Source organism: Alicyclobacillus contaminans DSM 17975, from assembly GCF_000429525.1.
GTDB classification, from domain to species: Bacteria; Bacillota; Bacilli; order Alicyclobacillales; family Alicyclobacillaceae; genus Alicyclobacillus_A; species Alicyclobacillus_A contaminans.
This window is the reverse complement of sequence record NZ_AUCA01000014.1, coordinates 31591-56584: the sequence shown is the minus strand read 5'-3', so window position 1 is coordinate 56584 and position 24994 is coordinate 31591. Positions and strand designations below refer to the sequence as shown.

At 59.8% G+C, this 24994-nt stretch carries 24 protein-coding genes and 1 riboswitch; all 24 genes read right to left on the bottom strand.

Going from position 1 to position 24994, the window contains the following annotated elements; translation table 11 throughout:
• Positions 1-2: 2 nt before the first annotated feature.
• Entirely contained in the window at positions 3-980 is a 978-nt protein-coding gene (locus tag G463_RS19335; RefSeq protein ID WP_051322062.1) for a HoxN/HupN/NixA family nickel/cobalt transporter, read from the bottom strand.
• Positions 971-2389: a cobyrinic acid a,c-diamide synthase CobB gene (locus tag G463_RS0107660; protein ID WP_026974700.1), complete on the bottom strand. Its 1419-nt coding sequence runs from the start codon at positions 2387-2389 to the stop codon at positions 971-973. Before G463_RS0107660 ends, G463_RS19335 begins: the two co-directional genes overlap by 10 nt.
• A complete protein-coding gene (locus tag G463_RS19330) occupies positions 2386-3507 on the bottom strand; it encodes a cobalt-precorrin 5A hydrolase (RefSeq protein WP_035486209.1) in 1122 nt (373 codons plus the stop codon). Before G463_RS19330 ends, G463_RS0107660 begins: the two co-directional genes overlap by 4 nt.
• The gene (cobM, locus tag G463_RS0107650) at positions 3507-4295 is read right to left on the bottom strand and encodes a precorrin-4 C(11)-methyltransferase (RefSeq protein ID WP_026974699.1); all 789 of its coding nucleotides are present in this window, start codon (positions 4293-4295) and stop codon (positions 3507-3509) included. Before cobM ends, G463_RS19330 begins: the two co-directional genes overlap by 1 nt.
• Positions 4292-5005: a precorrin-2 C(20)-methyltransferase gene (cobI, locus tag G463_RS0107645; protein ID WP_026974698.1), complete on the bottom strand. Its 714-nt coding sequence runs from the start codon at positions 5003-5005 to the stop codon at positions 4292-4294. Before cobI ends, cobM begins: the two co-directional genes overlap by 4 nt.
• On the bottom strand, positions 5002-6258 hold the full coding sequence (locus G463_RS0107640; RefSeq protein WP_026974697.1) for a bifunctional cobalt-precorrin-7 (C(5))-methyltransferase/cobalt-precorrin-6B (C(15))-methyltransferase: 1257 nt from the start codon (positions 6256-6258) through the stop codon (positions 5002-5004). Before G463_RS0107640 ends, cobI begins: the two co-directional genes overlap by 4 nt.
• Positions 6239-7333 carry a cobalt-precorrin-5B (C(1))-methyltransferase gene (locus tag G463_RS0107635; protein WP_035486241.1) on the bottom strand — a complete coding sequence of 365 codons (1095 nt, stop codon included), beginning with the start codon at positions 7331-7333 and terminating at the stop codon, positions 6239-6241. Before G463_RS0107635 ends, G463_RS0107640 begins: the two co-directional genes overlap by 20 nt.
• Before the next feature lie 15 nt (positions 7334-7348).
• The gene (locus G463_RS0107630) at positions 7349-7993 is read right to left on the bottom strand and encodes a precorrin-8X methylmutase (protein ID WP_035486207.1); all 645 of its coding nucleotides are present in this window, start codon (positions 7991-7993) and stop codon (positions 7349-7351) included.
• Entirely contained in the window at positions 7950-8792 is an 843-nt protein-coding gene (gene cobK / locus G463_RS19325) for a precorrin-6A reductase (protein ID WP_084171365.1), read from the bottom strand. Before cobK ends, G463_RS0107630 begins: the two co-directional genes overlap by 44 nt.
• Positions 8793-8812: 20 nt before the next feature.
• A complete protein-coding gene (gene cobJ / locus G463_RS0107620; RefSeq protein ID WP_211227396.1) occupies positions 8813-10489 on the bottom strand; it encodes a precorrin-3B C(17)-methyltransferase in 1677 nt (558 codons plus the stop codon).
• Positions 10483-11271, bottom strand: coding sequence for a uroporphyrinogen-III C-methyltransferase (gene cobA, locus G463_RS19320; RefSeq protein ID WP_051322061.1), 789 nt, complete (start codon positions 11269-11271; stop codon positions 10483-10485). The genes cobJ and cobA overlap by 7 nt, the downstream gene beginning before the upstream one ends.
• 4 nt (positions 11272-11275) lie before the next feature.
• Positions 11276-12094: a sirohydrochlorin chelatase gene (locus G463_RS19315; protein WP_051322060.1), complete on the bottom strand. Its 819-nt coding sequence runs from the start codon at positions 12092-12094 to the stop codon at positions 11276-11278.
• 166 nt (positions 12095-12260) lie between these two features.
• Positions 12261-12454: riboswitch (cobalamin riboswitch) on the bottom strand.
• 198 nt (positions 12455-12652) lie between these two features.
• Complete coding sequence (locus G463_RS0107605; RefSeq protein ID WP_026974693.1) at positions 12653-13810, bottom strand: glycosyltransferase; 1158 nt, start codon at positions 13808-13810, stop codon at positions 12653-12655.
• A 204-nt stretch (positions 13811-14014) separates the two neighbouring features.
• A complete protein-coding gene (locus G463_RS0107600) occupies positions 14015-14767 on the bottom strand; it encodes a hypothetical protein (protein WP_026974692.1) in 753 nt (250 codons plus the stop codon).
• On the bottom strand, positions 14764-15777 hold the full coding sequence (locus G463_RS0107595; protein WP_051322059.1) for a phosphodiester glycosidase family protein: 1014 nt from the start codon (positions 15775-15777) through the stop codon (positions 14764-14766). Before G463_RS0107595 ends, G463_RS0107600 begins: the two co-directional genes overlap by 4 nt.
• Positions 15778-15891: 114 nt before the next feature.
• A complete protein-coding gene (locus tag G463_RS21675) occupies positions 15892-16656 on the bottom strand; it encodes a L,D-transpeptidase (RefSeq protein ID WP_051322058.1) in 765 nt (254 codons plus the stop codon).
• 210 nt (positions 16657-16866) lie between these two features.
• Positions 16867-18384: a class I adenylate-forming enzyme family protein gene (locus G463_RS0107585; protein ID WP_245575725.1), complete on the bottom strand. Its 1518-nt coding sequence runs from the start codon at positions 18382-18384 to the stop codon at positions 16867-16869.
• 107 nt (positions 18385-18491) lie between these two features.
• A complete protein-coding gene (locus G463_RS0107580; RefSeq protein WP_026974689.1) occupies positions 18492-18827 on the bottom strand; it encodes an SCP2 sterol-binding domain-containing protein in 336 nt (111 codons plus the stop codon).
• Positions 18828-18941: 114 nt separating this feature from the next.
• The gene (locus tag G463_RS0107575) at positions 18942-19988 is read right to left on the bottom strand and encodes a R2-like ligand-binding oxidase (protein WP_084171361.1); all 1047 of its coding nucleotides are present in this window, start codon (positions 19986-19988) and stop codon (positions 18942-18944) included.
• Between the two features lie 9 nt (positions 19989-19997).
• Positions 19998-21422, bottom strand: a complete 1425-nt coding sequence (locus G463_RS0107570) for a sensor histidine kinase (protein ID WP_026974687.1) — start codon at positions 21420-21422, stop codon at positions 19998-20000.
• Positions 21419-22114, bottom strand: coding sequence for a response regulator transcription factor (locus tag G463_RS0107565; protein ID WP_026974686.1), 696 nt, complete (start codon positions 22112-22114; stop codon positions 21419-21421). Before G463_RS0107565 ends, G463_RS0107570 begins: the two co-directional genes overlap by 4 nt.
• 239 nt (positions 22115-22353) lie before the next feature.
• Complete coding sequence (locus tag G463_RS0107560) at positions 22354-22602, bottom strand: hypothetical protein (protein WP_026974685.1); 249 nt, start codon at positions 22600-22602, stop codon at positions 22354-22356.
• A 29-nt stretch (positions 22603-22631) separates the two neighbouring features.
• A complete protein-coding gene (locus tag G463_RS0107555) occupies positions 22632-24224 on the bottom strand; it encodes a DHA2 family efflux MFS transporter permease subunit (protein WP_084171373.1) in 1593 nt (530 codons plus the stop codon).
• Positions 24225-24290: 66 nt separating this feature from the next.
• Positions 24291-24938 (bottom strand): HlyD family secretion protein, encoded by a 648-nt coding sequence (locus tag G463_RS0107550; RefSeq protein WP_026974683.1) that lies wholly within the window; start codon positions 24936-24938, stop codon positions 24291-24293.
• Between the last annotated feature and the right edge of the window lie 56 nt (positions 24939-24994).

Sequence of the window (24994 nt, the reverse complement as noted above, 5' to 3'; positions counted from 1 at the left end):
CGTCATGATTCCGGAGATGGGTCGACTCTTCTCTGCCAAGCCAGGTAGAGAAACAGAACGGCGAAGACGGCGACAATGCCCGCCCCCAGCCAGCCGAACGGGATGCGCAACAATCCATCCAACCAGGGCACCCCCGTAGTCCGCCCGTTCACCGCCACCTGCAGCCATTCCACGGTGCCCACGCCAAACGCGGCCATCACGGACAACCCCGTGACAATGGCGTTGTAGACGTGCTGTGTCCGCCGGCTGGCCTGAGCCCATTCGTACGTCATGGTCATCAACACGCCGTCGGCGGCATCCACCAGGCTCATGCCCGCGGCGAACGCCAGCGGCAGAACCATCACCTGCCAGATGGGCACACCGCGAGCGGCGGAGGAAGCAGAGATGGCGAGCAGTGCAATCTCGGTCGCGGTTTCAAACCCGAGCCCGAACAAAAGCCCCACCCAAAACATGTGCGGTCCATCGGGAATCGACCGGAGGACCCGGTCAAACGCTTTCGACCACAGTCCTCCTCGACCGGATGCCCCCATCCCTTCCGTACCGGCGCCGCGCAGCAAGGCGCGGACCGACTGCCAAAACGGACCCACGTTCGCGGCTCCGACCAGACACAGATAGAGTCCCGAGATGATGGTTCCAATGTACCCAATTCGCTCGGCGGCCGCCCCTGCGGCCGCGAACGCTTGAACCGATACCGCGGTGAGCAGGGTGAGCACAAACACGACCGACGAGTGGCCCAAAGAAAAGTATAGTCCAATGGAGAACGGGCGTTTCCCTTCGCCCACCAGCTTTCGCGTGGTGTTGTCGATGGCTGCAATATGATCCGCATCCACCGCGTGGCGCAGACCGAACGTGTAGGCCACCATCCCCACGGCGAGCAGGGAAGGTGCGTGTTCCCACAGGATGAACAACCCGGCGACGGTCAACACCTGCAGCAGGACGACACCCCCCACCAGTCCGCGCGATGGGTGTCTCATTCGCATCCAGGCCACTCCTTTCCATCCGACTGTCGCCGGGCACGGTACGCAGCACAGGCTGCAACAAACCGCGGGGCGAGGTTGGGATTCGATGCAAAGTGCAAATGCGTGTATCCGGCCAGGATGTTGTCCCTGGCGTACCCCTCGCGCCCGCTGCCGCGCAGCCCCTGGCTGTGATAGGCGTAGGGCCATGCGTTCGGCGCATCCATGGTCGCGGTGGAATAGTGAAACTCGTGTCCGCGCGCTTGTTCTCCAGCCGCCAACAACAGATTGTCGGTCAGCGCGGTGACTTCGCGATAGCCGAGCGCCTGCAGACGATGCTGCATCCGCACGCTGGCGGGCAGCAGGTTGGCCATCGGATGGCTTTGGCCGTGCCTGTCCGTGAGCGAAGCCGTGAGATACATGAAACCTCCGCACTCCCCGTAAATGGGCATGCCGTCGGCAGCAAGCCGCTGAAGCTGCGCCCGCAGCGCGTTATGTTGGCTCAACTGGTCCGCGAACTCTTCCGGAAACCCCCCGCCGAAGTAGACGCCGTCGGCGCCATCCGGAATGCACTCCCCGGCCAGTGGACGAAATTCGACCAACTCCGCTCCGTGCCAGGCGAGCAACTCCAAATTTTCCGGGTAGTAGAAGTTGAACGCGTGGTCGCGCGCGATGGCCACGGTGACCTGCGGCCGTTCCGCAGGCGGTCGAAACAATACCGGATCCACCGGCGCAAGAGCGGGGGCGCGACGGGCGGCTGCGAGCAAGCCATCGACGTCTATCGTTTCCTCCACAACCGCGGCCAACGCGGTAAACAGGTCCTCCAATTCACCGCGCTCCAGGGCGGGAATGAGGCCGAGGTGGCGTTCCGGCAGCTGCAGCTCCGGGTGTGTGGTGAGGTAGCCAAACACAGGGACCGAACTGACCGACGAGATGGCTGTCTCCACCAGTTCGTAGTGCCGCTGCCCACCCACGCGGTTGGGAATCACCCCAGCCAACGGCACCGTCGGCTGCATCTGTTGAAAGCCGAGCACCACGGCAGCCGCGCTGCGCGCCATGCTCGCCGCGTCCATGACCAGTATCACCGGGATATCGAGCAGCCGGCTGACGTGGGCCGCGCTGCCTTCGTCCGAACGCGGATCGCGGCCGTCGAACAACCCCATGACCCCTTCCACAACGGCAATATCGCAGTCGTCGCTGCCGCGGTGAAACACCTCGCGGACCGCTGCCTCGCCCATCATCCACGGATCCAGATTTCGCGACGGTCTGCCGGTGATGGCCGTATGGTAGCTCGGGTCGATGTAGTCCGGCCCCACCTTGAATCCCTGCACCTGGTACCCGCGCCGGCGCAGGGCGGCCATCAGGCCGAGGGTCACCGTGGTCTTTCCCGCACCGCTGTGGGTACCGGCAATCATCAATCTCGGTTTCATCATCTTGGCTGTGCTCCTTTGCGCCGCTCATCGAGAAACGGCACCTGGCAGATGGACAAGGTGACGTTTCCCCGGCGGACTTTTTCCACCAGCCAGTCATCGGCTCCGGCTGACAACCGCGCTGCGGGTTCACACACTCCGTAGGCGCCGACGTAGCGATACACCGTTTCCGACGGGTGCGGCAGCGGCACGGTGTTCAACTGTTCCGCGCGATAGGTCACGAGCGGCCAACCGTACCGTTCGCACAGCGCCAACAACCCGGCTTCGTTCGCTTTCAAGTCAATGGTCGCCACGTTTCGCACGCTGAGAATGGACAATCGATGGGCCAGGAGCGTGTCCCGGATCACCTGGTCCAGTTCTTCGACGTCCGTTCCGCGGTTGCAGCCGATGCCGAGCACGAGCACCTTCGGCCGATACAGGACACCGCGCTGCAGCCACTCCGCAGACTCCTCAGCCGCGAGCAGGCGCGGCGTGATGAGCAACGCTGCGTCTCTCGGCGTTTGCCGTGCTTCGGACAGCGAGGAAAACACGCGCAAATGCGGCGGGAGAGGGTTCTCGTACGGCCACCAATCCGTCTCGCCCGCCTCCTGAATGATGTGCACGCGCTCTTCGTTGACCACCGCCGCGCTGACCGTCGTGACCTGATCAAAGTTTTCAATGACCCAGCCATGCGCTTGCCCCAACAAATCCACCGCCAACGTCCGATTCACGTCGGACGCGGTGGTGATGACCGGCTTTGCGCCGAGTGCGGAGGCGACCCGCTGCGTGAGCCGGTTGGCTCCGCCGAGGTGTCCGGACAGCACGCTGATGGCGTGTTCCGCGCGATCATCGACCACGACCACGGCCGGATCGGACTTCTTGTCGCGCAACAGGGGTGCAATCAGACGAACCATGGCGCCGAGCGAGAAGATCCCGACCAGACCCCGGTACTGACGGAACAGTTCCGGGACGTGGTTCACCACCGACCCTTCAAACAGATGGATACCGCGTTCCCGTTCGTCTCCGGCCGCGAATTTTGCTGGATAGTACACGTCCACGTCCGGCAGGGCATCCTGGAGTCGCCGGGCGATGGCCGTTCCGTGTTTGGTGATGGCGACCACAGCCGCTGTGGCATCTCGCATTATCGCGACACCCCCCGCCGGAATCGGTGGGTGAAGGAGGCGTCGTACAACTTTGACCGGTGGGCCGGATTGTCCCGCAACGCTGGATGGAGCGCCCAACCCACGAGAATCATGGCGTGGCTCGTAATGTGTGCGTCGCCCATTGCGCGCACCAGGTCGCGGAGGGTGGTTCGCACCACTTTCTCATCCGGCCAGGTTGCTTTCTGGACGACGGCCGCCGGTGTGTCGGGCGCCCAGCCTGCGGCGTACAGTTCGTCCACCGCTCGCTTGGCCAACGTCGCGCTGAGATACAGCGCAATGGTCGTGTGATGCGCCGCCAAGTCGCGCAACTGCTCCCGCTCGGGTACGGGCGTTCGCCCGCCCATCCGCGTGAGGATGACCGTCTGGGTCAACTCCGGAACGGTGAGCTCCGCTTCGAGGATGGCCGCCGCCGCAAAGACCGAACTGACACCGGGGACAATCTCGTAGGGGATGCCGCGTTGCCGAAGTCTGACCATCTGCTCCAGGGTTGCGCCGAACACGGCCGGATCGCCCGTGTGCAGCCGCACCACCACCTTACCCGCAGTCACTGCGTCGGCCATCACATCGATGATGTCTTCGAGGATCATGCCGGCGCTTCGATGCACGACGGCTGCGGGATTGGCCTCGGCGACGAGTTCTTCGGAGACCAGGCTGTCGGTGTAGACCACCACATCCGCCCGCTGGAGCAATCGGAGTCCGCGCACCGTGATCAGATCTGGGCTGCCGGGGCCGGCGCCCACCAGATATACTTTTGCTGCGTCTGTCATCGCTTCACCACCATCAAGGTTAAGTAGGGTAATTCCGCCTGGGCGACCTCGCGGACGTTGCGCCAGATCCGTTCGCGGGCGGAGGTGACATGGCTGCACACAAACGCGCCATCCACCATGTCCAATTCTTCCAAGAGCTGAAGGATGGTGGACAGCACTTTCGCCACCTTCAAGAACACCACGCAGTCGTTGCGCAGCAGGGCGTCCCGCATCGCGTCCCGATCATCGGTTGCCGGCACGATGGCCACCCATTCATCGCCGTCTGCGAGGGGCAGCCCCAGGCGGTTGGCCGCCGCGTTGACGGAAGACACACCAGGTACCGAGACAACCGGTACTTCCGGATGCTGCGCTTGCATCTGCCGCAAGACGTGAATGAACGTACTGTAGAGCAGTGGATCCCCTTCAGTGACAAAGGCCACGTCCCGCCCCTGCCGCAAATGCTCCCAGAGCGACTGAACGGTGGTGTTCCAGTACTGTTCCAACACTGTCTCGTCGCGCGTCATCGGAAACACGAGTCCAAGCATCGTCTTGGTCTGGCGGTCGACGTACTGCTCCACAATGTCGGCGGCGTAGCTGCGGCTGCCGCTGCGCTTTCTCGGGTAGGCGATGACCGGACAGGTCTGCAGCAACCGGTACGCTTTCACCGTGATCAATTCAGGGTCTCCCGGGCCCACGCCGATGCCGTAGAGGGTTCCGCAGGTTGAGGTCACGCGCCATCCCCCGCTTCCTTCCGCATGGCCGAGACCAGGTACACGGGATTCATGCCCTCCAGTCGGGTGAACTGGAGAATGGGTTTGCTGCGCGCGGTTTGGAGCATTGTGACGGACACGGCGAATCCAAGCTCCAACAGGGTCTGATGGGCGGTCGCCAGAGTTTCCAAGGTGGCCGCGTTGACCACAATGCGTCCACCTGGCTTCAACCGCGTTGCACACAGGTGGAGCAGTTCCCTCAGTTCACCGCCGCTGCCTCCGATGAAGACCGCGTCCGGATCGGGAAACTGGTCGAGGCCGGCGGGCGCCTTGGCGTGAACGGCGACAAAGTCGGTGCGGAACGTGATTTGATTGACGCGCAGATTTTCGAGGTCCTCGGCGTTTTTCTCGACCGCGTAAACCTCCACCTCAGGTTGCTGGAGAATCGCCTCAATCCCGACGCTGCCCGTGCAGGCGCCGATGTCCCACAGGACATCGCCCGCCCGCAGACGCAATTCGGACAGACTCACGATGCGAACCTCTCGCTTGGTGATGAGTCCCCTGTCCGGTTTGCGCTGCGCGAATTTTGCATCGTCCACGCCGAGGTGAAACGATGGGGCGCTGGCATCCGCGCGCCGACTCAGAATGACCACATTGAGCGGATCGAACACGGCGTCGGCAGCTTCGGCCAGACTGTACCACGCGCAGGTTTCCTCTGGGCTTCCGAGGCGCTCCGCGACGAACATGTCGTACTCGGTCATCTCAAAATGGAGCAAATACTTGGCGATGGCATTCGGCGTATGGATGCCGTCGGTCAACAGGGCGACGGATTTAGCGCCGTGAACGCGCTGGGCCAATCCTGTGAGCGGGCGGCCGTGAACGCTGAGCAGCCGCGCCTGCTGCCAAGCCTCCCCAGCCCGCGCGAACGCCAGTTGAACGGAACTGAGCGCGGGCCACACCTCCACTCGGTCGCGGCCCAACGCGCGAATCAACGTGGAACCGATGCCATAGAACAACGGATCACCGCTGGCCAGCACGGCCACGGAGCACGCTTCATTGAGCTGATTGATGTCGCAAAGGAACTTCTGCAGCGGGCGCGGAAGCACCCGGCGCTCCCCCGCGAACGTCTCTGCGGAGACGAGCGCCAACTGGCGTTCGCTGCCGTACAGAATGTCCGCGTCGTTGAGTTTTTCGCGCACCCGCGGCAACAGGCTCTGCTCGCCGTCGTCGCCAATGCCAATCACGAGAAGTCGATTACGGGTTGTAGTCTGCACTGCCCAACACCTCTCCGCCGAGTGTGGTTAAACAGGTATCGATGCGGAGTCCGCCGCCGATGTGCGAGGCCACCTGTTCACAACAGCGCTTGGCCAACACGCGAAAAAATTCCGGGTAGCCCCACTCGAGCAGCCAGTCTCCCACCTGATTGGCGGTGTTCGCCGTCCGGATTTGATCCGCCAAGTCGTCGGGCACGCCGACCTCTCTGGCCAGTTCTGCGAGCAGCGCAAAATCCACCGCAGCACGTTTGGCATGGACCATCATGATACCTGCAGCAACTTTCGAAAACTTACCCAACATGCCGACGAAACGGATTTCCCGCATGCCGGCCCGCTTCGCCTGCTTCGCGGCGAAGCCCACAAAATCCCCCATTTCGATGAACGCCTCCAGAGGCAGGTCGGGGTACATCTGCATGGCGAATTTCTCGCTGCGTCCGCCCGTTGTCAGAACCACCGAGCGCACCCCCTGTTCCCGAGCCACATTCACGGCGTAGGCGATGCTGGCTTTGTACGAGGATGTGGAAAACGGCACCACGATGCCTCGCGTTCCGAGAATGGAGATACCCCCCACGATGCCGAGCCGCCCATTCATGGTCTTTTTGGCAATCTCCTCGCCGTCCGGGACGGAGATCACCACGCGCACGCCGCGCTCGATGCCGTACGCCGCGAGCACCTCCTCCACGGTGCTCTGAATCATCTGCCTCGGCACCGGATTGATGGCCGCCATGCCGACCGGGATGGGCAGGCCCGGCTTGGTCACGCGCCCCACGCCAATACCGCCGTCAATCGTTACGCCTGGTTCCGAGAACCAGGACACCGTTGCCACGATGGTGGCGCCGTGGGTGGCATCCGGATCGTCCCCGCCGTCCTTGATGGTCGCGGCTGCGGCGGTGTTCTTGGTGTAGGTGACGTCGTGCAGGGCGAACGTCACCCACCGGCCGGCGGGAATCCAGATGGTGGCTTCCCGCACGGCCCGTTGTTGAATGAGAGAGAGCAGCGCTCCCTTCGCACAGGCGGTGGCGCAGGCGCCTGTGGTATATCCGTGGCGCAGCGGCCCAGCCGGCACATCCAGCATTTCCGACACGCCCGCTCACCTGCCTTCTCGGTCGGCGAGCAGGCACAGCGCATTGACGATGGACACGGCGACGGGGCTGCCTCCCTTGCGGCCGCGGTTGGTGATGAACGGTATGTCCACCGCCGCCAGCAGATCTTTGGACTCGGCGGCGGAGACAAACCCGACGGGGACGCCCACAATCAGACTGGGCTGCGCCCGTCCGGTTTGGACCAACCGCACCAGCTCGAGCAGCGCGGTGGGCGCGTTGCCGATGGCGAAAATGGCGTCCGGGTACAGCGCGCACGCTTTGCGCATGGCGACAATCGCCCGCGTGGTGTTCTCCTGACGGGCCGCTGCGATAACGTCCTCGTCGGAAATGAACACGTGCACGTCCGATCCGTACTTTGCCAACCTCGACTTGTTGATGCCCGCCTGCACCATCTGCACGTCGGCGACAATCTGTTTGCCGGATTGGATGGCGGTGATTCCTGCGGCGACCGCATCGGGATGAAACACCAGACTGCGGCCCAGCTCGAAGTCCGCGGACGCGTGGATCACCCGCTGCACCACGGGAAACTGCTCTGTCGTGAAGGGATGCGGTCCGAGTTCTTCGGCGATGATCTGAAAGCTCCGGTCCTCAATCGCCTGAGGCTGGGTGGTTGCGGGTCGAAACTGCGACATGATTTCCGTCTCCTTTCTCTTCCATGAGCGGTTTTGGCAACGGAAGATGGTTGGCGAGTTCGGCCATCACGGCGTCCACGGAGAAATGGCAGATTCCGTAGTCGAGCTTGGGGCGGCGAATGACCACCACCTCCACGCCTGCATCGAGCGCGGCCTGGACCTTTTCATCCACGGCACCGGGCTCTCCGCTGTCTTTCGTAATCATCAGGGTCGTCCGGAAGTGCGCATACAGCGCACGGTTCAGTTCATACGAGAACGGCCCTTGCATGGCGACGATATTCTCCTGCGGAATGCCCAGTTCGGCGCACATCTGCAAGTTGTCGACGCGGGGCAGCAGGCGGATGACGAGCCGGAGGTTGGGCTGGTTCAACAGGCGTTTCGCGAACACGGGCAGCGTCTTGCCACCGGTCGTCAGCAGGATGCTTCCCCCTTTCTCCGCAGCCACGTTGGCCGCGTCCTCATAGCTGTCCACCCACAGCACTCCCTGCTGCCCATCGTTGCCGGTTCGTTCAAACCGGATGTACGGAATGCCGAGGGTTTCTGCTGCGGCCATCGCGGTTCGGTGGGCCTCTTCCGCAAACGGATGGCTGGCGTCCACAACCACCTGGGCGCCGGCCTGGAACATGGCGTCCGCCATGCCTTGGACGTCCAGTCTCCCAACCCGCGTCGGAATGCCAGCCGTTCGCAGCGCGACCGCGGCATGCTCTGTGACGACACTTGCCTGCACCGGATACCCGGCGTGTTGAATGACCTGCGCCAGCGCTCGCGCGTCACTGGTTCCGGCCAACAGAAAAATCATGGGGTGCACCTCCTTTCCGGTCACGAGCCGCAGGGACTGTCCACGGCGATGGTCTGTGGCTGCGACGTGTGGGAGAAACCCTCAATCTCACCCACACGCGCAAAAAACTTGTGAAATCGTTCGCCGGGAAAGGCCTCCTGGCGGTACCGCTGGACAATCCGCTCCAACAAGTCCGGCATCTCTTCCGCGGGAATGCCCTCGGCCACGCGCTGCCCCGGCCCCGCGTTACGCCCGGTGGTCTTGCCGCCGAGGAACAGATCGAACTTGCCTTTGCGAAAGACGAGGCCAATGTCCTCCGTCACCGCCCCGTAGCAGGACATGGCGCACCCGTTGTACCCGATGCGCAGTTCCTTTTCCACGGACAGACCCGCCAGGCGTCTCGCGATGGTCTCCGCGTAGGGAATGCCATCCGCTTTTTCTCCGTCGCAAAAGTCGCAGGCCTTGACTTTGACCACGTCGCCTGTCGGCAGAACGGTCAACCCAGCCTCCTGCAGCTGCGAGACAACGTGCTCCGGGTCGTCGGTTGCCACGCGCAGAATCAGCTGGTGCGCGGTGGTGTATTCAATCTCACCGGTCGATCCGGCCAAGTCCGCAAGCACCAGCAGTTGACTCGGAAGAAACTTCTTGTTCGCCACCCCTGGACTGACGGCCACCTCGAGAATCTGAGTTTGCGCGTTGGGCCATGAATGAGCGACGGGGATGGCAGAAACTGCTTCTGCAGGCGGCGTGCCCGACAATGCCGGTTTCGGATCCGCGCGACGTTCGAGCTGGGCCAGTGCCGCCTCAGCCCAGGCTCGCGGTGTATTCGGCGCCGTAGTTCCGCTTCCAGCGTGATGCCCTGGATGCGTATCGGTTTGCCGAGGGGCCTGCGGCAGGGCCCACGGTTCGTTCTCGGGTTTCAGCCGATCTTTCGGGCGCAGGCGCTGGGTCGCTTCGCCGAGCGTGTACTTGCGTTGATACCCCCGTGGGGTGATCATCAGGTCCCCGTAATAGAACGTGGATTGATTCCCGATGATGACAGTTGTCAGCATACCGATCTCGTGGTTGAGCATATCGGACAGTGTGGTGCGCACCACCTGCTGGCGGCTGCGATACGCGCTCTTGACCAGTCCCACCGGCGTATCCGGCCGACGATATTTGAGCAGAATGCGCTGCGCCTCGACAATCTGCCGCGTACGGCGGCCGCTTCGCGGGTTGTACAGGGCTATCACAAAATCCGCCGCGGCGGCGGCCTCCAGTCTCTGCTCAATCACCGACCAGGGCGTCAGGTGGTCTGACAGGCTAATGGTGCAAGCGTCGTGCATGATGGGCGCGCCGAGCAGCGCTGCACACGAGTGAATGGCGGAGATGCCGGGAATGACCTCCACCGTCGGGTTGTCCCCTGGTTGCCACCCGTGTTCCATCAACACCTCGTATACCAATCCCGCCATACCGTACAGCCCCGCGTCGCCGCTTGAAATCACAGCCACGGTGCGGCCGCCCATCGCCAGGTCGACCGCGCGCTGCGCGCGACTGACTTCCTCTGTCATCCCGGTCCGGACAATTTCCTTGTCCGCGACGAGCGAAGCCAACAAGTCGACGTACGTGTTGTAGCCAATCACGGCGCTGCTTTCCGCGATGGCCTCGCGGGCCCGCGCGGTGATATGCTCCACACTCCCCGGTCCAAAGCCGACCACGTAGATGCATCCCATCACCATCCATCGCCCCCCATCCTTGATGTGACCTGCGGCGTCCCCACCGCTTCGACGAGCCCACCCAGCTGGTCTCGAATGGCTACGACCTGCCCCACCACAATCAGTGCCGGTGGCTCTATCGCCGCAGCCCTGACGCGCTCGGCGATGTCTGACAGCGTGCCTGCCACCACGCGCTGACGCGGGGTTGTGGCCTCCTGGATGACGGCCGCAGGCGTTGTCGCCGACCGTCCGTGGCGAATCAGTTGTTCCACGATGGTTTCCAGTCGACCCAAGCCCATTAGAATGACCAGGGTCAAATTGGAGGCCGCCAGGAGCGGCCATGGCGTTCCCGCGGAATCCAGGCATTCATGTCCCGTCACGACGTGAAACCCGGTGGAAATCCCCCGATGTGTCAGGGGAATGCCCGCCAACGCGGGGCCCGCGATCGCCGAGCTGACGCCTGGCACAATTTCGAAGGGAATTCCGCGTTCGGCGAGAGCTTGCGCTTCCTCCGAGCCGCGGCCGAACACGAACGGATCGCCCCCTTTGAGACGAGCCACCGTGCGGCCAGCCTCCGCATGCTGAATCAGGCGCTGGATAATCTCCGTTTGCTCCATGCGGTGATGGCGGGCGGATTTACCGACGTCGATTCGTTCGGCGGTTTCGGGAATACACGCCAGAACCTCGGGTGAAACCAGGCGGTCGTACAACACCACTTCCGCCAGCTCGAGACACTCGATGGCGCGGAGGGTCAACAGACCTTTGTGACCGGGCCCGGCGCCGATGAGAAATACCCGTCCCCTCATTGACTCACACCGCCCCGCCCGCTGCGGCGAGATCACGGCCAGTCTGTGGGCCAAAAGCGGCCAGCGCGTCTCCCGACACCGCCTCTCGGTGACGCGCGATGACGGTGTCAACCAACAGAGGATGGTTGCCAAAGTAGGGGGCCATTGACAATTCAATGCCGGGATTCCGCGATTGAATGTCCGTCAACAGGTGCTGCACGCGTTTGATGAGTACGCCAGTGAACAGAAAGAACGGCAGCACGATCACGCGCTTTGCGCCGAGCCGGATGGCGCGTTCAATCCCTTCCGGTACCCGCGGCTCCGTAATCCCGGTGAAGCACATTTCGACAGTCCGGAGAGGGAACTGCTCCCAGAGTTTGCGGCCGAGTTTATATAACTCACTGTTTGCCTCCGGATCGCTGCTTCCTCGCCCCATGAGAACAACGGCTGTCTCCGATAAGTTGTGCGGGGACAGCGTTTGCAAGTGTTCCTGCAGACGCTGTTGCAGCAACTGAAAAACGTTGTCGTGGAGGCCGAGCGGCTGGCTGTACATAATCCGCAGATTTGGATGGGCGCTTTGCGCTTCGCTGAGAATGTCGGGAATTTCCTGTTTCACGTGGGATGCCGCCAACAGGATGACGGGGATTGCGACAATTCGCTCTGCTCCCATCTTCACACAGCGGTCCAGTGCACTTGGAATGGAGGGTTCGGACCATTCGAGGAAACACGCTTCCACCTGTTGTTGGGGCAACTGCTGGCGGACGTTGTCTGCGAACTGCAAGAATTCAGAGTTCCCTTCGGCATCACGACTGCCATGACCAATCAGCAACGTCACTTCGCTCATGTACATTCCTCCTTGTGTCAGTCAGGAGGAAGGGTTCGGAACGGAACTCGTCAAAAAAGGCACTCTCGAAGACGAGAGTGCCTGTAAACGACAAGAAGCCGCCACAAACACCTCCCTATCGACCGTAGGTTCCAGACACAGCGGCCGCTCCCGCAGACGATGTGTCAGTGGTGTTTCAGAAAAGGCAGGTCTCCTGGCTCAGGTTCATCACGCGCCATGGCCTTCCCAAGCCGTCGGGCTCAGTGGCGTACAATGGCTGTTCCCCTTCACAGTGGCGGGACCGCACCGGATTTTCACCGGTTTCCCTTTTCAGTTCTTGCGCACCGGCGACGGACCAGAGCCTCCCATGCTCGTGATTCCGTACATCCAGTGCGAAGAACACCTTTTCCGCGATATTCCGTTATGCGGTGACCTCCCCGGACGCTGAGTGCATCAACGGTTCTGATCACCGAACATGGGAAAACAAGCTTTCCCATTTGGCTTTATGATAGAGGATGTAGTTGGGATTGGCAAGGGGGGGCAGAGGAACTCTCCCGCCTGCCCTTACCCCACGCCGGGTCAGGTCATCAGGGCGTCGATCACGGCTTCCACCCGCTGTTTCCACGTTCGTTGACCGGCGGCATGGCGCCGGGACTCCCAGAGCGAGGGGCTCTCCCCTTTGTACTCCGCCATGGCGTGTTGGAAGCAGTCCTCGAAGTTTTCCAGCGTTGGATGTTCCACATGGTAGATGAGTCGCTCCACATCCTTTGGCACCGGGACGCCCAACGCGACAATGGGCTTACCCACGGCCAGATATTCAAAGAGTTTCAGGGGGCTGGACGCCGCGCTGGCCCGATTGGCCTTTCGGGGCAGCCACAGCACGTCCATCGCATGCAGAAAGCCAGGCAGTTCATGATACGAAAGTTCGCCCACATAATGGACGTTCGGTTCGGCGAACACTGCGTCGTGCGCTCGCTGGGTCGCAACGTCGCCAAAATGCCCGCGGCGGCCCGCGAAATACCAGCAGACCCCCCGGTGTGCGCGGACCATGTGCAAAATCAGTTCATAGTCCAACCAGTGGTTGATGGAGCCGGCGAATCCGACGCGCGGCACCGGTGAATGCTGAACCCCCTTTGGTACGTTGCGGGAGGGCGTAGAGAAATGGTCGGCGTCGACGGCGTTCGACAAGACCTGCACCGGTCGTTGCCACCGACGAATGGCGTCCTGTTGCAGTGTCTCGGACACCGCGACCACCAGGTTTGCCTGCGCGGCCAATTTGCTCCAGGCAGCCTCTGTCCGTTCCTTGTTCATTCGGTATGGAAATGACAGCACGTCGTCCACGATGTCAAACACCAGGAACTTCGGTGCCAGTTTTTCAATCAAAGGCTGAAATTGAGGCGTCCAATTGGTAACGTAGGCGACAGTGTTCTCTCGCCACGCCGTGCCAATGATGGTAGAGAGCACTCTGTCCAACTGTTTCGCTTGCAGCGCGGCGCCCACGCCAAACTTGTCCAGGCGACTTGGGATGGGCAACGGCGGAATCAATCGATTCACATCTTCGATGGATTCATAATCCCAACGAACCACGTGTCCATCGAGGCGTTTCCAGGCGGTGATGGGTTTCGGCGGCTCCACATAGTGACGGCGTCCGGCGAACGCGTGTGTCATATGCCGAGAGGTATCGGAGAATCCTGAGGTCTGATAATTCGACATTCCAAACGTGAGCCAATGATTCATCCGAAAGTCTCCTTCAATCATACTGTTGTTGTTAATCAGGCGATTCGTCCTGCGTGGTGGTGGGCGAAACGACTCATACGCCTGTCAGTGTAGGCCTCAGATCTTTAAGCTTCCCTGAGAGATCATTAGAATTGCGTGAGGGGGCTTAACGCATCGAAAGCGGGGGTACGGGCAAAAAAAAAGCCCCTCGCTGAGGAGGGCATCCTAGCGACGAGCACTGGAGGTGCGTGTTGTGGTCACTGCTTGGTACAAGCCGCCATTCAGATACAGTTTGTCATTTTTATACGTCCACACGTTGCCTGCAGTATCGTGAAGGGTCATGATGTCAGATTTGTCATCGTATTGAATATCCCGTATGCGCACCTGTGGCAGAGGCAAGGCGATGACTCCATACACGGCGTCATATTTGTATACTTCGTCGATTTGGCCGTTTTGCAACTCCATGTACAAATATTCCAGATACGGTGAGAAGTACGTCGCCACCACCGTTCTGTATCCCCCGTACCACTGCTGAATCATGACCGGTTTTTCGGCGGCCGCCTGCAACAGGTAGGCGGTCAGATAGGTGCCCTGAACGAAATACAGCAGGGTTCCCGATGATCCCAGCCACTCCATGTAGGTGACCTGGCCTTCGACGGGAATCTGGTTCAGCGTGCCGCTGGCGTCCTCAACAATCAATTGGTGGTCCGCCGTTGTATATGCCATGTACTGTTTGTCCGAACTGTATTTCGAAAGCACCGCGTCCGCTGGAGCCGGGGGCGCCTGTTTCGGCGGCTGCGGTTTCGATGATGTATCCTCCGGAGGCGGTGTGTTCGACGGCCCGAGATACTGATCCAATCGGTGCAGTGCCATGAATTGCGCTCCGGTCAGCAGGACGAACGCGGTCGCGACCATCGTCCACTTCCAACGACGGCGCGGACGTGCATGGGTGCGACGGCGCTTGCGATGTTTGGTCACGCCTTCCCCTCCCCGTCAACAACGAAACTGGTGGCCACATACCGTTCGCCCAGAGGATTGGAGGGTGCGACCAAGAATTGACCGTTGTAGTACAGTTCGGAACTGTATCCACCGTCCAAATTCGCTGCGATTTCAGCGCCGTACTCGAGCATGACGTCCTGACAGTCCATCAGGCTCGCGCCGATGCCGCCGTGTCCGCGTCCAGATAGCGCGAGCAACAGGATGGAGCCATCTTTGCGTTGACCAATGGCACTGCGCGGTGCGATTCCCCAACTACCGTCGCTCGAGCTCAAATACGGCTTACCGTCGCGAACCAGTTCGGGGCCGTACGACACCGCCTCTTGCACGCCCAGTTTCTGCAATTCCTGATAGGTATATTTGCCAACAATCAGTGCCCCCGTCCGGGTGATGCCGATAACGGGCTGGGCACCGCTCTTGTTTCCGGCAATATATTTTCCCCGCGAAAAGGTCAGGCCCATCGGTTCTCCGCCCGTTCCATGCCCCTGTCCGTCGAAGAAACCGCCGCCGTTAATCCCGGCAATGGCGTGAGCATCCTTGACCATCTGCGAGACCGTCTCGCCGATGTTGCCCAAATGCTGAGTCACGGCGACGTGGACCCGCTTTGGATCGTGAATCACGAGCAGACAACCCGTGTACTTGTCGGATTGAATCGGGATCACTTCGATTTGGTTGTTGTGAATGTTCGAGTAGTCATTGACATTCATCGAACCGGTGGACATCTTATCGATGGATACCGGTGAATATTTCTTCAGCGTTGCCGCAGAAAAAAACGGCCGAATCACCCACGGGTGTGAACTCGTCAAGACTGCGCCGATGATGGTTCGCCGAATATTGTCGAAGGGCCCATACAGGGCCAAACCGGCAGTTGACACCACAACATACATCAGGCAGAGCAAAACAAGCGCAGAGCGCTTAAGAATTTTCGTCACTCGTCGCCGAATTGGCCGCGTTGGGGCGACGACAACATTCGACTCCAACGGTGTGGTCACCAACGGTCCACCTCTTCCATTCAACGAAATGCAGCGGTGTTCGCCGGAGACCATACGAACCCACTGCATATGAATCTATCATCACATTGTATACGATTTCGTTGAATGGATGCATTAAAGATGGATGACAACTTTGGTGCCTGTTGGGATATTGTCATAAATCCACTTGGCGTCTGCGATGGTCAGGTGGAAACACCCATGGGAATCTTTGACGCCCAGCCGAGCAGCGTCCGTCGGCAAGATATGGTGATTGGCGTCCATGGGCACCGTGTGAAACAGATACTGGCCCCAGCCTTTCCACGACACCCAATACTCGGCCCCTTCGTGAAACCGTGGTTCATAGAACCATGTACCTCGGTTTTGTATGTAATAGGTTCCGGTCGGTGTGTAGGTGTTGGGACCGTCCAAACCGGAGGAAGTGATCATGGTGTAGATCACTCGATTTCCATTCATAATCCGAATGCGTTGCTGCGACAGCGAGGCGTCAATCCAAAGATTGTGGTCGTTCCGGATGTCAGGGTACGGTCCCCCAGTTGGCGCGGACCAGTCGAAACCGCGGCCGACCGGTGTATCATACGGAATTCGTTGTGAAGGCGGCAGAGAGGGCGCCTTGGCAGGACGCAGACCCAGCAACTGAGTCTCCATGGAGAGCTGTCCTGGTTGCATCCAGTTGTCGAACGTGGTTGCCGACGTACCTTGGACCAACGCCGCATGATAGACGGATGTATCGTAAGCCCCGCTGGAGAGTGGCGTGGCTTGCGCCGTATCGGCAGAGGGCGTTGCGGAATGGGCTGGCATCCACCACAGATTGATGCCCGTGGCCAAGCAGGCTACAACGGCCGTGAGTGTCGCGGGTACGCGGAGTGTCTTCCAATCCATGTGTGATAGTCCTTTCGATGAAGAAATTATCCGTACGGAATGCGCACGTTGCCGCTTCTTTTGTAGTGTACACGATTTTTTGTGGAGCTTGTACCATGAATTCGCGAAAATTGGCGACTGGCGTCGCCGTCCGCGTCATTCGACAGCAACGCGAACGGCGAAGGTGGTGGAACTCATAGAACTCCATGCTGGCAGGGTGCGTCCTTGTATCTAGATGGACGTGACAGAGATTTGTTGACGCAACTGCTTCTTGTCGACCTTGCCCAGCAAGTTTTTCGGCAGATAACTTACGAAGCGAATTTCCCGCGGGGTTTTATATTTCGCCAGGTGCGCCCGACAATACGCCAACAGTTCTTCGGCCGTGACGTCCGGATGCCGCGTCTTGACAACAAACGCCACGACCTCTTCGCCCATTGGTTCTGCGGGTACCCCGATGACGGCCGACTCACTCACGCCATCGTGTTGGTTCAACAGGAACTCCACGTCTCGCGGGTAGATGTTGAAACCGCCCCGGATGATCACGTCCCTTTTCCGATCCACAATGTACACATAACCTTCGTCGTCGACTTTGGCCATGTCGCCCGTGTGCAGCCAGCCATCTTTGAAAACCTGCCTCGTCGCTTCAGGAAGGCGGTGGTAACCAGGGCTGACATTCGGCCCGCGCACCACCAGTTCCCCCACCTTTCCGGTTGGGACCGGAGTATCTGTCTCATCCACAATTCGGACTTCGACACCGGGCAGCGGCAGCCCCACGGATTCCGGTTTGTGCGGTTTGTCGAAATGGGGGGCTGTAACGATGGGCGCTGCTTCGGACAGGCCGTAACCCTGGTAGATGGTCGCGCCAAATTTGTCCTGAAATGCCGTGATTTCCGAAGCATGCATGGGCGCTGATCCAGAAATGCAAAGCGTCAGAGACGACACGTCATATCTATCTGCGTCTGGATACGCCAACATCGAACGAAACATCGTGGGAACACCGGAGAAATGAGTTACCCGATAGGTTTGGATGGCTTCCAAAACCCGTTGGGGCTGAAAGTGGGGCAACAGGACGTTTCGCTCTCCGAGCACAATCGAAGTATTCATCATGGTGAAGCCAAAGGCGTGCGACAACGGCAATACGAACAGGCCAGTGCGCTGCGGCGCGTTCAACTTGTATTTCTCCGCCAGTGTGGCCGCTGCCCGCGCATTGCTGTACAGATTTCGATGCGTCAGCTCGACGCCTTTGGGACGGCCCGTGGTGCCAGAGGTATAAAGGATGACGGCCACCGCGTCGTCCTCGACGAACAATTCGGGGCGTTCGGTGGAACAACGGGAGGATAGCCCAGGGAGGCCAGCAGGTTCCTCGTCATCCACCAACAGCACCTGTGCCATGTCACCGGACGCTGCAACCGCCTGGGACACCTTGTCGGCCAACAGCACCGAGGTCAACACGGCCACGGGATGCGCATCCTGGACAATATGCCGCACTTCGTCCACCTGCAACAGCGGCATCACCGGGATGACGACGGCTCCCGTCTTGACCACGGCGCTGTAAGCCCAGAAAACCTCAGGAATATTGGGCAGCATGAGCAGCACGTGATCGCCCCGGGACACACCCAGGTTGAGCAAAGCATGTGCCCATTGGGATGACACTCGGTCGTGGTGGATATTCGTAAACGATTGTCCCTCGTAGATCAGATGGACGTACTCACCGTATGTTTGGAGATTGTGTTCCAACAGCTGAACCATATTCACAATGCTCCCTCCTGTCGTTCGCCGTTTGAGCATCACGCCCAACAATACGGCCGCACCCGTCGTCAGGTGCGGCCAATGATGAGTCGAGGATATAGCGCGGATTATTGTGCGTAGGCACTCAGCACCTGTTCCAGGCGCATGGCCAGGCCGATATCCCCAAGGACGCGAAGTTGTCCGCTCATGAAGGCGTTCATGCCGTTCAGGCGGCCCTCCACCAGGGCTTTGAAATCGTCCGCGGTCAATTCCAGCGTACAATCGGCTGGCGCCGGGGTGCCTTCCGCTACGTCCGCCGAGTCAGCTTTCAGAATGATTTGGTATACAGCGCCGTCCTCTCCGCTGAGGTTGAACTGATACACCGCCTCCAGGCCGCCCGCGGCGCCTGGATCTGCCGACAACGTTTCGCGAATCTTGTCGAAAATCTCTTTCGTGCTCGCCATTGCCATGCTCCTCTCTGAATGGGTCCATGATTCATGCGATGTATCGAATCGCCGAGTTTGGAATTCGGCGTTCGTACCGGATGGGGTGAACGGCAGGATCGCAGTGACAATGTGTCAATCGAGCACCCCGACCGTTGCTTCGCTGACATGGTAGATCTCATCCACCGATTTTCCGCGGGCGCGCTCCAATACATTCATACGCGATTGGAACTGTTTCATGGCATAGTTCATGAAGTCCTGCTGGTCCAGTTCGAAGAGCTCTTCACCGGCTGCCGCGACGGCGTCCAACTGTTGGTTGAGGACTTCAAACAGTTCGGATACCACGCCAACGGCGTACGGCATCAGTTGCTGAATCCGGCGTTGAACAACTTGCCAAATCTCGTCTTGTTCACTGATAAGCCTTGACAACAGGTAGGTTCCGTAGCCGATGTGACGTGATTCGTCCTTTTTCAAATAGCCGATGGCCCGCAGCAGGCCAGGCATCTTTCCGTTCGCCTGCAGCATGTTGTAGAACGCGTAGTACCCGGTTTCCGCCAACACGCCTTCGACGACCATGTTGTAGGTTACCGAGGCTTCCGCCTGCGCAGCCGGAGATGGGTCGTGGATGAGGCGCTCCATCGACGCGGGCAACTGGGTGTCGAAAATGGCCCGGTAGTTGGGGCCATGCATGGCCGTGAGGTCGTTCTTCTCACAGGCCACCTCATCCAAGAATCGGCGAAAGACTTCCGTGTGCTTGGCTTCTTCCCACAGAAAGGTCGCCAAATACATCTCTTCTTCCAGTCTTCCTTCAAGAGAAATGGCCCGAATCAGCGGCAACAGATCTCGCGTGACCGCCTCTTCCCCCGCCTGAAACAAACTGCACAGGCGCAAAAGGATGGCCCGCTGAATGTCGCTGAACCCTGCCCAGTCCTCCGCATCCTTTGTGAAGTCGATATCCCTCGGATCCCAAATTCCGAGTTTCTTCGCTTTGTGGTACAGCCGCATCGGCAAAATGGAGTGATCCAACCCTTTTTCCGTCACAGTTTGCATGGTTCGCATGGATACGCACTCTCCCACCGTGAAGTGGACCGCCTTCGGCCTATCCGTATCACCCTTATCTCGAGTGTAGTGTCCGGTCCTGCCGACGTGAATCCCCCGAATACGGGGGTTTTTACCGCGCATCCCCCCATTTCATGGGGGGGACGGGCGCCCCGCAGCGGATGCGGCAGCCTCGGCCAGCGGCAGTTCAATGCGAACGACAGTCCCCGCGCCGACCTGGCTCTCCATCTGAATGGATCCGTCGTAATGGTCGACCAGTTCCTTGACGATGGCCAACCCGAGTCCGCTGCCCCCCCGTTTGCGCTCTCTGGATTTGTCCGCGCGATAGAAACGTTCGAAGACATGAGGGAGATCTTCTGCAGGGATGCCCATGCCGGTATCGGCAACGGTGATAAGAACCCGGTCTAGATGCGTCCGCTCCGTCTGGACCGTGACCTGTCCGCCGGCTTCGGTGTACTTGAGCGCGTTCGCCATCACGTTCGTCAGCACCTGCCGCAGATGTTCCGGAGTCATGCGCACCTCCGCATCAGCCGCCAGACTCATGTCCACAGCGACGTCCGGGTACACGACACTCAGTTGTTCGACCACGTCCGCTGCGATGGAGTCAACCTCCGCTCGTTGTTCCGATACCAACTGCGTCGTGGTCGCTTCTAATCCCGCCAGCAGGAGCAGGTCGTCGGACAACCGTAGAAGGCGATTCGATTCCTTGGCAATCACATGAATTCCGCGCTCGAGGACATCTGGGCGCGTCTTGCCCCACCGTCGCAGGAGGTTTGTGTAACCGAGGATGGTGGTGAGAGGCGTTCGAATTTCGTGGGACGCGTCCGCCACAAATCGACGCTGCTGGGCGAACGAGCGTTCAATGCGCCCGAGCATGTTGTTGAACGTCGCCGCGAGCCGTCCCACCTCGTCTCGGCTATTGATATGGGGAACCCGTGTGCTCAGGCGGTTCGCTTCAATGCCTTCCACCACCTCAATGAGTTGATGCATGGGGCGCAGTGCGGCCGCAGCAATCAGGTACCCGCCGAACCCCGCCAGCACGACGGCGCCGAGACATCCCACCGCAAGCACGGTGAGCAGAGACTCCATGTACTCCTGAATGGCGCTCGCATCAGAGGCCAACACCACCCAGCCGATGCGTTTCGCTCCGGATTCGTTCATCACCGGGATGACCGTGTAGGTGACCTGTTGGTTGCTGTCCAACGCGAACGTCTTCTGCTCCTGACTCGCCACCGGCCGGAAGCGGGCGACGACTGCGGGGAGGTTGTCCCGCCCCACGGCGGCCACCACGTTGCCCTGGCTGTCAAACAGAACGACGTCTTGGTCATGTCGGCTGTACTGGGCCAGCCACCGGTAGAGGTGTTGGCTTGCGCTCGGATCCTGGACGGCCTGCGCATGGGCAGAATAATACTGTCCGATGCTTTGCGCCGTGTTGGCAAGTTCGTTGTTTTGGATGGACGTCACGCGCGTGTACACGGTGAAGTAGATGAAGCCGCCGAGTGCAACCAGGATGCAGAACAGAACCGATGCGGCGAGCACAGCAATTTTCAGTTTCACTGGCCGCCAGACCCCTTGAGGATGTAGCCAACGCCCCGCACGGTGTGGATGAGCGGGAAGTCAAACGGCACATCGATTTTTTGCCGGACATATCTCACGTAAACATCCACAATATTGGTCTCCCCACTGTAATCATATCCCCACACCTGTTCCAGCAACTGGTCCCGTGTCAACACCTGATTGGGATGGCGCATGAACGTCTCGAGTAGGTCGAACTCCCGGGCGGTCAGGTGAATCGATTTCCCTTGACGTTCCACCTCTCGCGTGGCCGGATTCAGGGACAAATCCGCGCAGGTCAGCAGTGGGCTTTCGTGCGCGGGCCCATGGCTCCGGCGCAACAAAACTCGGATGCGCGCCAACAATTCTTCAATGGCGAACGGTTTCTGCAAGTAATCGTCTGCACCCGCATCCAGACCCGCCACCCGATCCGGCACACTGCCTCGAGCCGTCAACATGATGATGGGTACCTGGCTGACGGCGCGAATCCGCCGACACACTTCCATGCCGCTCATGTGTGGCAGCATGACATCCAACAAAATAATATCCCACGACTTCTCCAGCGCCAGCTTCAATCCCTCGCGGCCGTCGAGCGCCGTGGTCACAGCGTATCCCTCGTACTCAAATTCCATCGCCAGGAATTCGGCGATGTCTTCTTCGTCTTCAACCACGAGAATTCGGTATCGGTCACTCATGTCTGTTCCTCCGTCACGTGTCCCATGCCTGTATCCGGCCCGATGGCCACCGATGGCAACGTGCCGTTCGGACCGAGCCTTCATCTGATGGATACTTTCAGGGTGCCCTGTTTGGGAGGGTATGACAAGCACATTAGACATTGATGAGAAGTGGTTGGCAAGATCTGAAAAAAAGAAAGGGCATGCCGCCCCGGCGTAGCGCCGGGGAAGGTCATGGTAATTTGGAGAGTCTGGTACCCTTAGGATTTTTGGTTCAAAACGCCGTCGCCGAGCTCACCATGCGTTGAGAGGTCAGGCGCGCGACGGGGATTCTCCCCGTCGTCGGGTGCACCTGGTTGGTCAGACTGGGACCCCGGCGGCAGCAGGATGGGTGAAGCTGCTTGCTGCTGCGCGTCTTCTTCGTCCAGGGCGGCCGCTTTGAGATTGATGATGATGAGTATGGCGCCAACCACCACCACCAGGGCGGTGAAGCCGATCACAAATGCCAAATCCCTTCACCCCCTCCCCGCGGCTGCGTTTACACTTTTGCGGCGGCATCGGCTCTCGTTTCGTTGAGATACTTCCGCGGCGCGCTGTCGTCAATGGCTGGTTTCGGTGGCTGTGTTCGTACGGCAGAAAATTTCACGCGACGAATGAACAGCGACAGAATCAGGGCGATGATGGTTCCGATGGTCGCCCACCAGAACGCGTCGTTAATCCCTTCAATCGTCGATTGTTGCATGGCTAGACTGTACAGCAAGTAATCGGTGACGCTCTGACCCGCAGCGGTCGGCAGTCCCATCTTGACTGCGAAACCTTGAGACAACATGGCCAGGTTCTGAGCCAAATGCGGATTGTTGATGGTCACGACATTCTGGTAATCCGCATAATGAACCTGCGTCCGCGTCGTCATGACCGAGACGAGAATGGCGGTCCCCAGCGACGATGCCACCTGTCGCGCCGTGTTCGATGCCGCCGTACCGTGGCTGTAGTATTCTCTCGGCAACTGGTTCAGCCCCGCCGTCTGAATGGTCATGGCGATGAAAGACATCCCGAACATGCGGAAGGTGTACAGCCACATCACGTGCGCATACGACGTGTCACTGGTCAACTTCGTGAACTGCCAGGTGGTGATGGCCGTGATGAGCAAGCCGATGACGGCGAGCGGCCGCGCGCCCAAGCGGTCAAAGAGGGCTCCGGAGATGGGCGACATGATACCCATCAAGAGCGCTCCCGGGAGCATGGCCAAGCCGGATTGCAGCGGCGTGAAGCCGCGAATGTTCTGCATGTAAATGGGCGTCAGTATCATGGCTCCAAACATGGCCATGTTGATGAGTGCGCCCACGACCGTCGTCAACGTGAATATATCGAAGCGGAACACGCGCAGGTTCAGCATGGGGTTTTGTGATCTGACTTCCTGAACGATGAACAGAATCACGAACACCACGCCGATGGAGATGGAACTGATGACAACCGAATCGCTCCATCCTTTGCTGCCCGCCTCACTGAAGCCATACAACAACGTGCTGAAGCCAATGATGGACGTGATGGCCCCCCACGCATCCAGTTTCGGCTTTTTCCCCGGCGTTTCCACATTGGGCAGGAGAAACACCGCCATCACCAGGTCAATCAGGGCGATGGGGATGACAACGTAGAACAACAGGCGCCAGCTCCAGTGTTCTATCATCCAGCCGGACAGGGTCGGACCGATGGCCGGCGCGAAAAACAGAGCAATCGCCATCGTTCCCATCGCTTTCCCACGCGTCTGCGGTGGAAAGAGATCCAAAATGACCGTCATCATGAGCGGCATCATCACACCGCCGCCGGCGGCCTGCGTGATGCGTCCCAGCAGCATGACGCCGAATGTCGGCGAAATGCTGCAGATGAACGATCCCGCAGTGAACAGCACCATCGATATGATGAACAGTTGCCGGGTGGTGAAAGTGCCAATCAAAAATGCGCTGAGCGGCACCAGCACCCCGGTGGTCAACATGTAGGCGGTGGACAGCCATTGCACCGTGTCCGCCGAGACGTTGAACGCCGTCATCAGGTGCGGTATCGCGACGTTGAGCAAGGTCTGGTTCAGGATGGCCACGAACACACCCAACAACAGAACCATGAGAATGACCATTCTGTGGTTGGGCGCTTCACGCGCTTTGGTTGTCCTCACTTCGTGCTTTGCCAAGGCCGACACCCCTTATTTGTGAATCCGGACCGTTGCGCTCATGCCTGGTACCAGTTCTCCCTGGCTGCCGCTGATGGAAATTGTGACCGGAATGACCTGCGTCACCTTCGTGTAGTTCGCGGATGTATTGGACTGCGGCAACAAGCTGAACGTGTTCGCCGTGGCGAGGCCGATGCTGCTGACGGTTCCCTTGATGGTCACGCCCGGATCGGCATCGACGTACACGTCCACGTTCTGCCCCACTTTCACGTCCGTGATCTGGGTCTCCTTGATGTTGGCCGTCACCCACAGGTTGTGCATGTCATAGGCGTATGCAAGGGGCGTTCCCGCCGCCACGATTTCGTTTTGCACCGCTGAGTTTTGCACAATCGTCCCGTTGGCGGGAATGGTCACGGGGATATCCACCGTTTTCCCGTTCTGTTGCACTTCCACCGTCCCAACGGTGTCATCCGCGTTGAATGTCGCGCCATTGGTTCCTTTCCAGGATACCAGTTTGCCGGTCGCGGGTGCGGCAATCGTCACCTGTTGCCCGGTGACCTGGGCGTTGTCCGTCTTCAGGTACAGGGTCGATTGGTTGTAGAAGTAATAACCGACGAATCCAGCCACAACGATGAGCAAGATGATGACCAGATTCAATACCAATAGTCGTCGAGTGCTCACGAAGAATTTCCTCCCGTTCGGCCAATGATTATTTTACCCACTAAAGCGTTTATTGC

What these genes read in the sequence shown, in the direction of transcription:
- G463_RS19335 (WP_051322062.1), bottom strand. Translation starts at nt 980, where the DNA reads ATGCGAATGAGACACCCATCGCGCGGACTGGTGGGGGGTGTCGTCCTG.
- G463_RS0107660 (WP_026974700.1), bottom strand. Translation starts at nt 2,389, where the DNA reads ATGATGAAACCGAGATTGATGATTGCCGGTACCCACAGCGGTGCGGGA.
- G463_RS19330 (WP_035486209.1), bottom strand. Translation starts at nt 3,507, where the DNA reads ATGCGAGATGCCACAGCGGCTGTGGTCGCCATCACCAAACACGGAACG.
- cobM (WP_026974699.1), bottom strand. Translation starts at nt 4,295, where the DNA reads ATGACAGACGCAGCAAAAGTATATCTGGTGGGCGCCGGCCCCGGCAGC.
- G463_RS0107635 (WP_035486241.1), bottom strand. Translation starts at nt 7,333, where the DNA reads ATGCTGGATGTGCCGGCTGGGCCGCTGCGCCACGGATATACCACAGGC.
- G463_RS0107630 (WP_035486207.1), bottom strand. Translation starts at nt 7,993, where the DNA reads ATGTCGCAGTTTCGACCCGCAACCACCCAGCCTCAGGCGATTGAGGAC.
- cobK (WP_084171365.1), bottom strand. Translation starts at nt 8,792, where the DNA reads ATGATTTTTCTGTTGGCCGGAACCAGTGACGCGCGAGCGCTGGCGCAG.
- cobJ (WP_211227396.1), bottom strand. Translation starts at nt 10,489, where the DNA reads ATGGTGATGGGATGCATCTACGTGGTCGGCTTTGGACCGGGGAGTGTG.
- cobA (WP_051322061.1), bottom strand. Translation starts at nt 11,271, where the DNA reads ATGAGGGGACGGGTATTTCTCATCGGCGCCGGGCCCGGTCACAAAGGT.
- G463_RS19315 (WP_051322060.1), bottom strand. Translation starts at nt 12,094, where the DNA reads ATGAGCGAAGTGACGTTGCTGATTGGTCATGGCAGTCGTGATGCCGAA.
- G463_RS0107605 (WP_026974693.1), bottom strand. Translation starts at nt 13,810, where the DNA reads ATGAATCATTGGCTCACGTTTGGAATGTCGAATTATCAGACCTCAGGA.
- G463_RS21675 (WP_051322058.1), bottom strand. Translation starts at nt 16,656, where the DNA reads ATGGATTGGAAGACACTCCGCGTACCCGCGACACTCACGGCCGTTGTA.
- G463_RS0107585 (WP_245575725.1), bottom strand. Translation starts at nt 18,384, where the DNA reads ATGGTTCAGCTGTTGGAACACAATCTCCAAACATACGGTGAGTACGTC.
- G463_RS0107580 (WP_026974689.1), bottom strand. Translation starts at nt 18,827, where the DNA reads ATGGCGAGCACGAAAGAGATTTTCGACAAGATTCGCGAAACGTTGTCG.
- G463_RS0107575 (WP_084171361.1), bottom strand. Translation starts at nt 19,988, where the DNA reads ATGCGCGGTAAAAACCCCCGTATTCGGGGGATTCACGTCGGCAGGACC.
- G463_RS0107565 (WP_026974686.1), bottom strand. Translation starts at nt 22,114, where the DNA reads ATGAGTGACCGATACCGAATTCTCGTGGTTGAAGACGAAGAAGACATC.
- G463_RS0107555 (WP_084171373.1), bottom strand. Translation starts at nt 24,224, where the DNA reads ATGGTCATTCTCATGGTTCTGTTGTTGGGTGTGTTCGTGGCCATCCTG.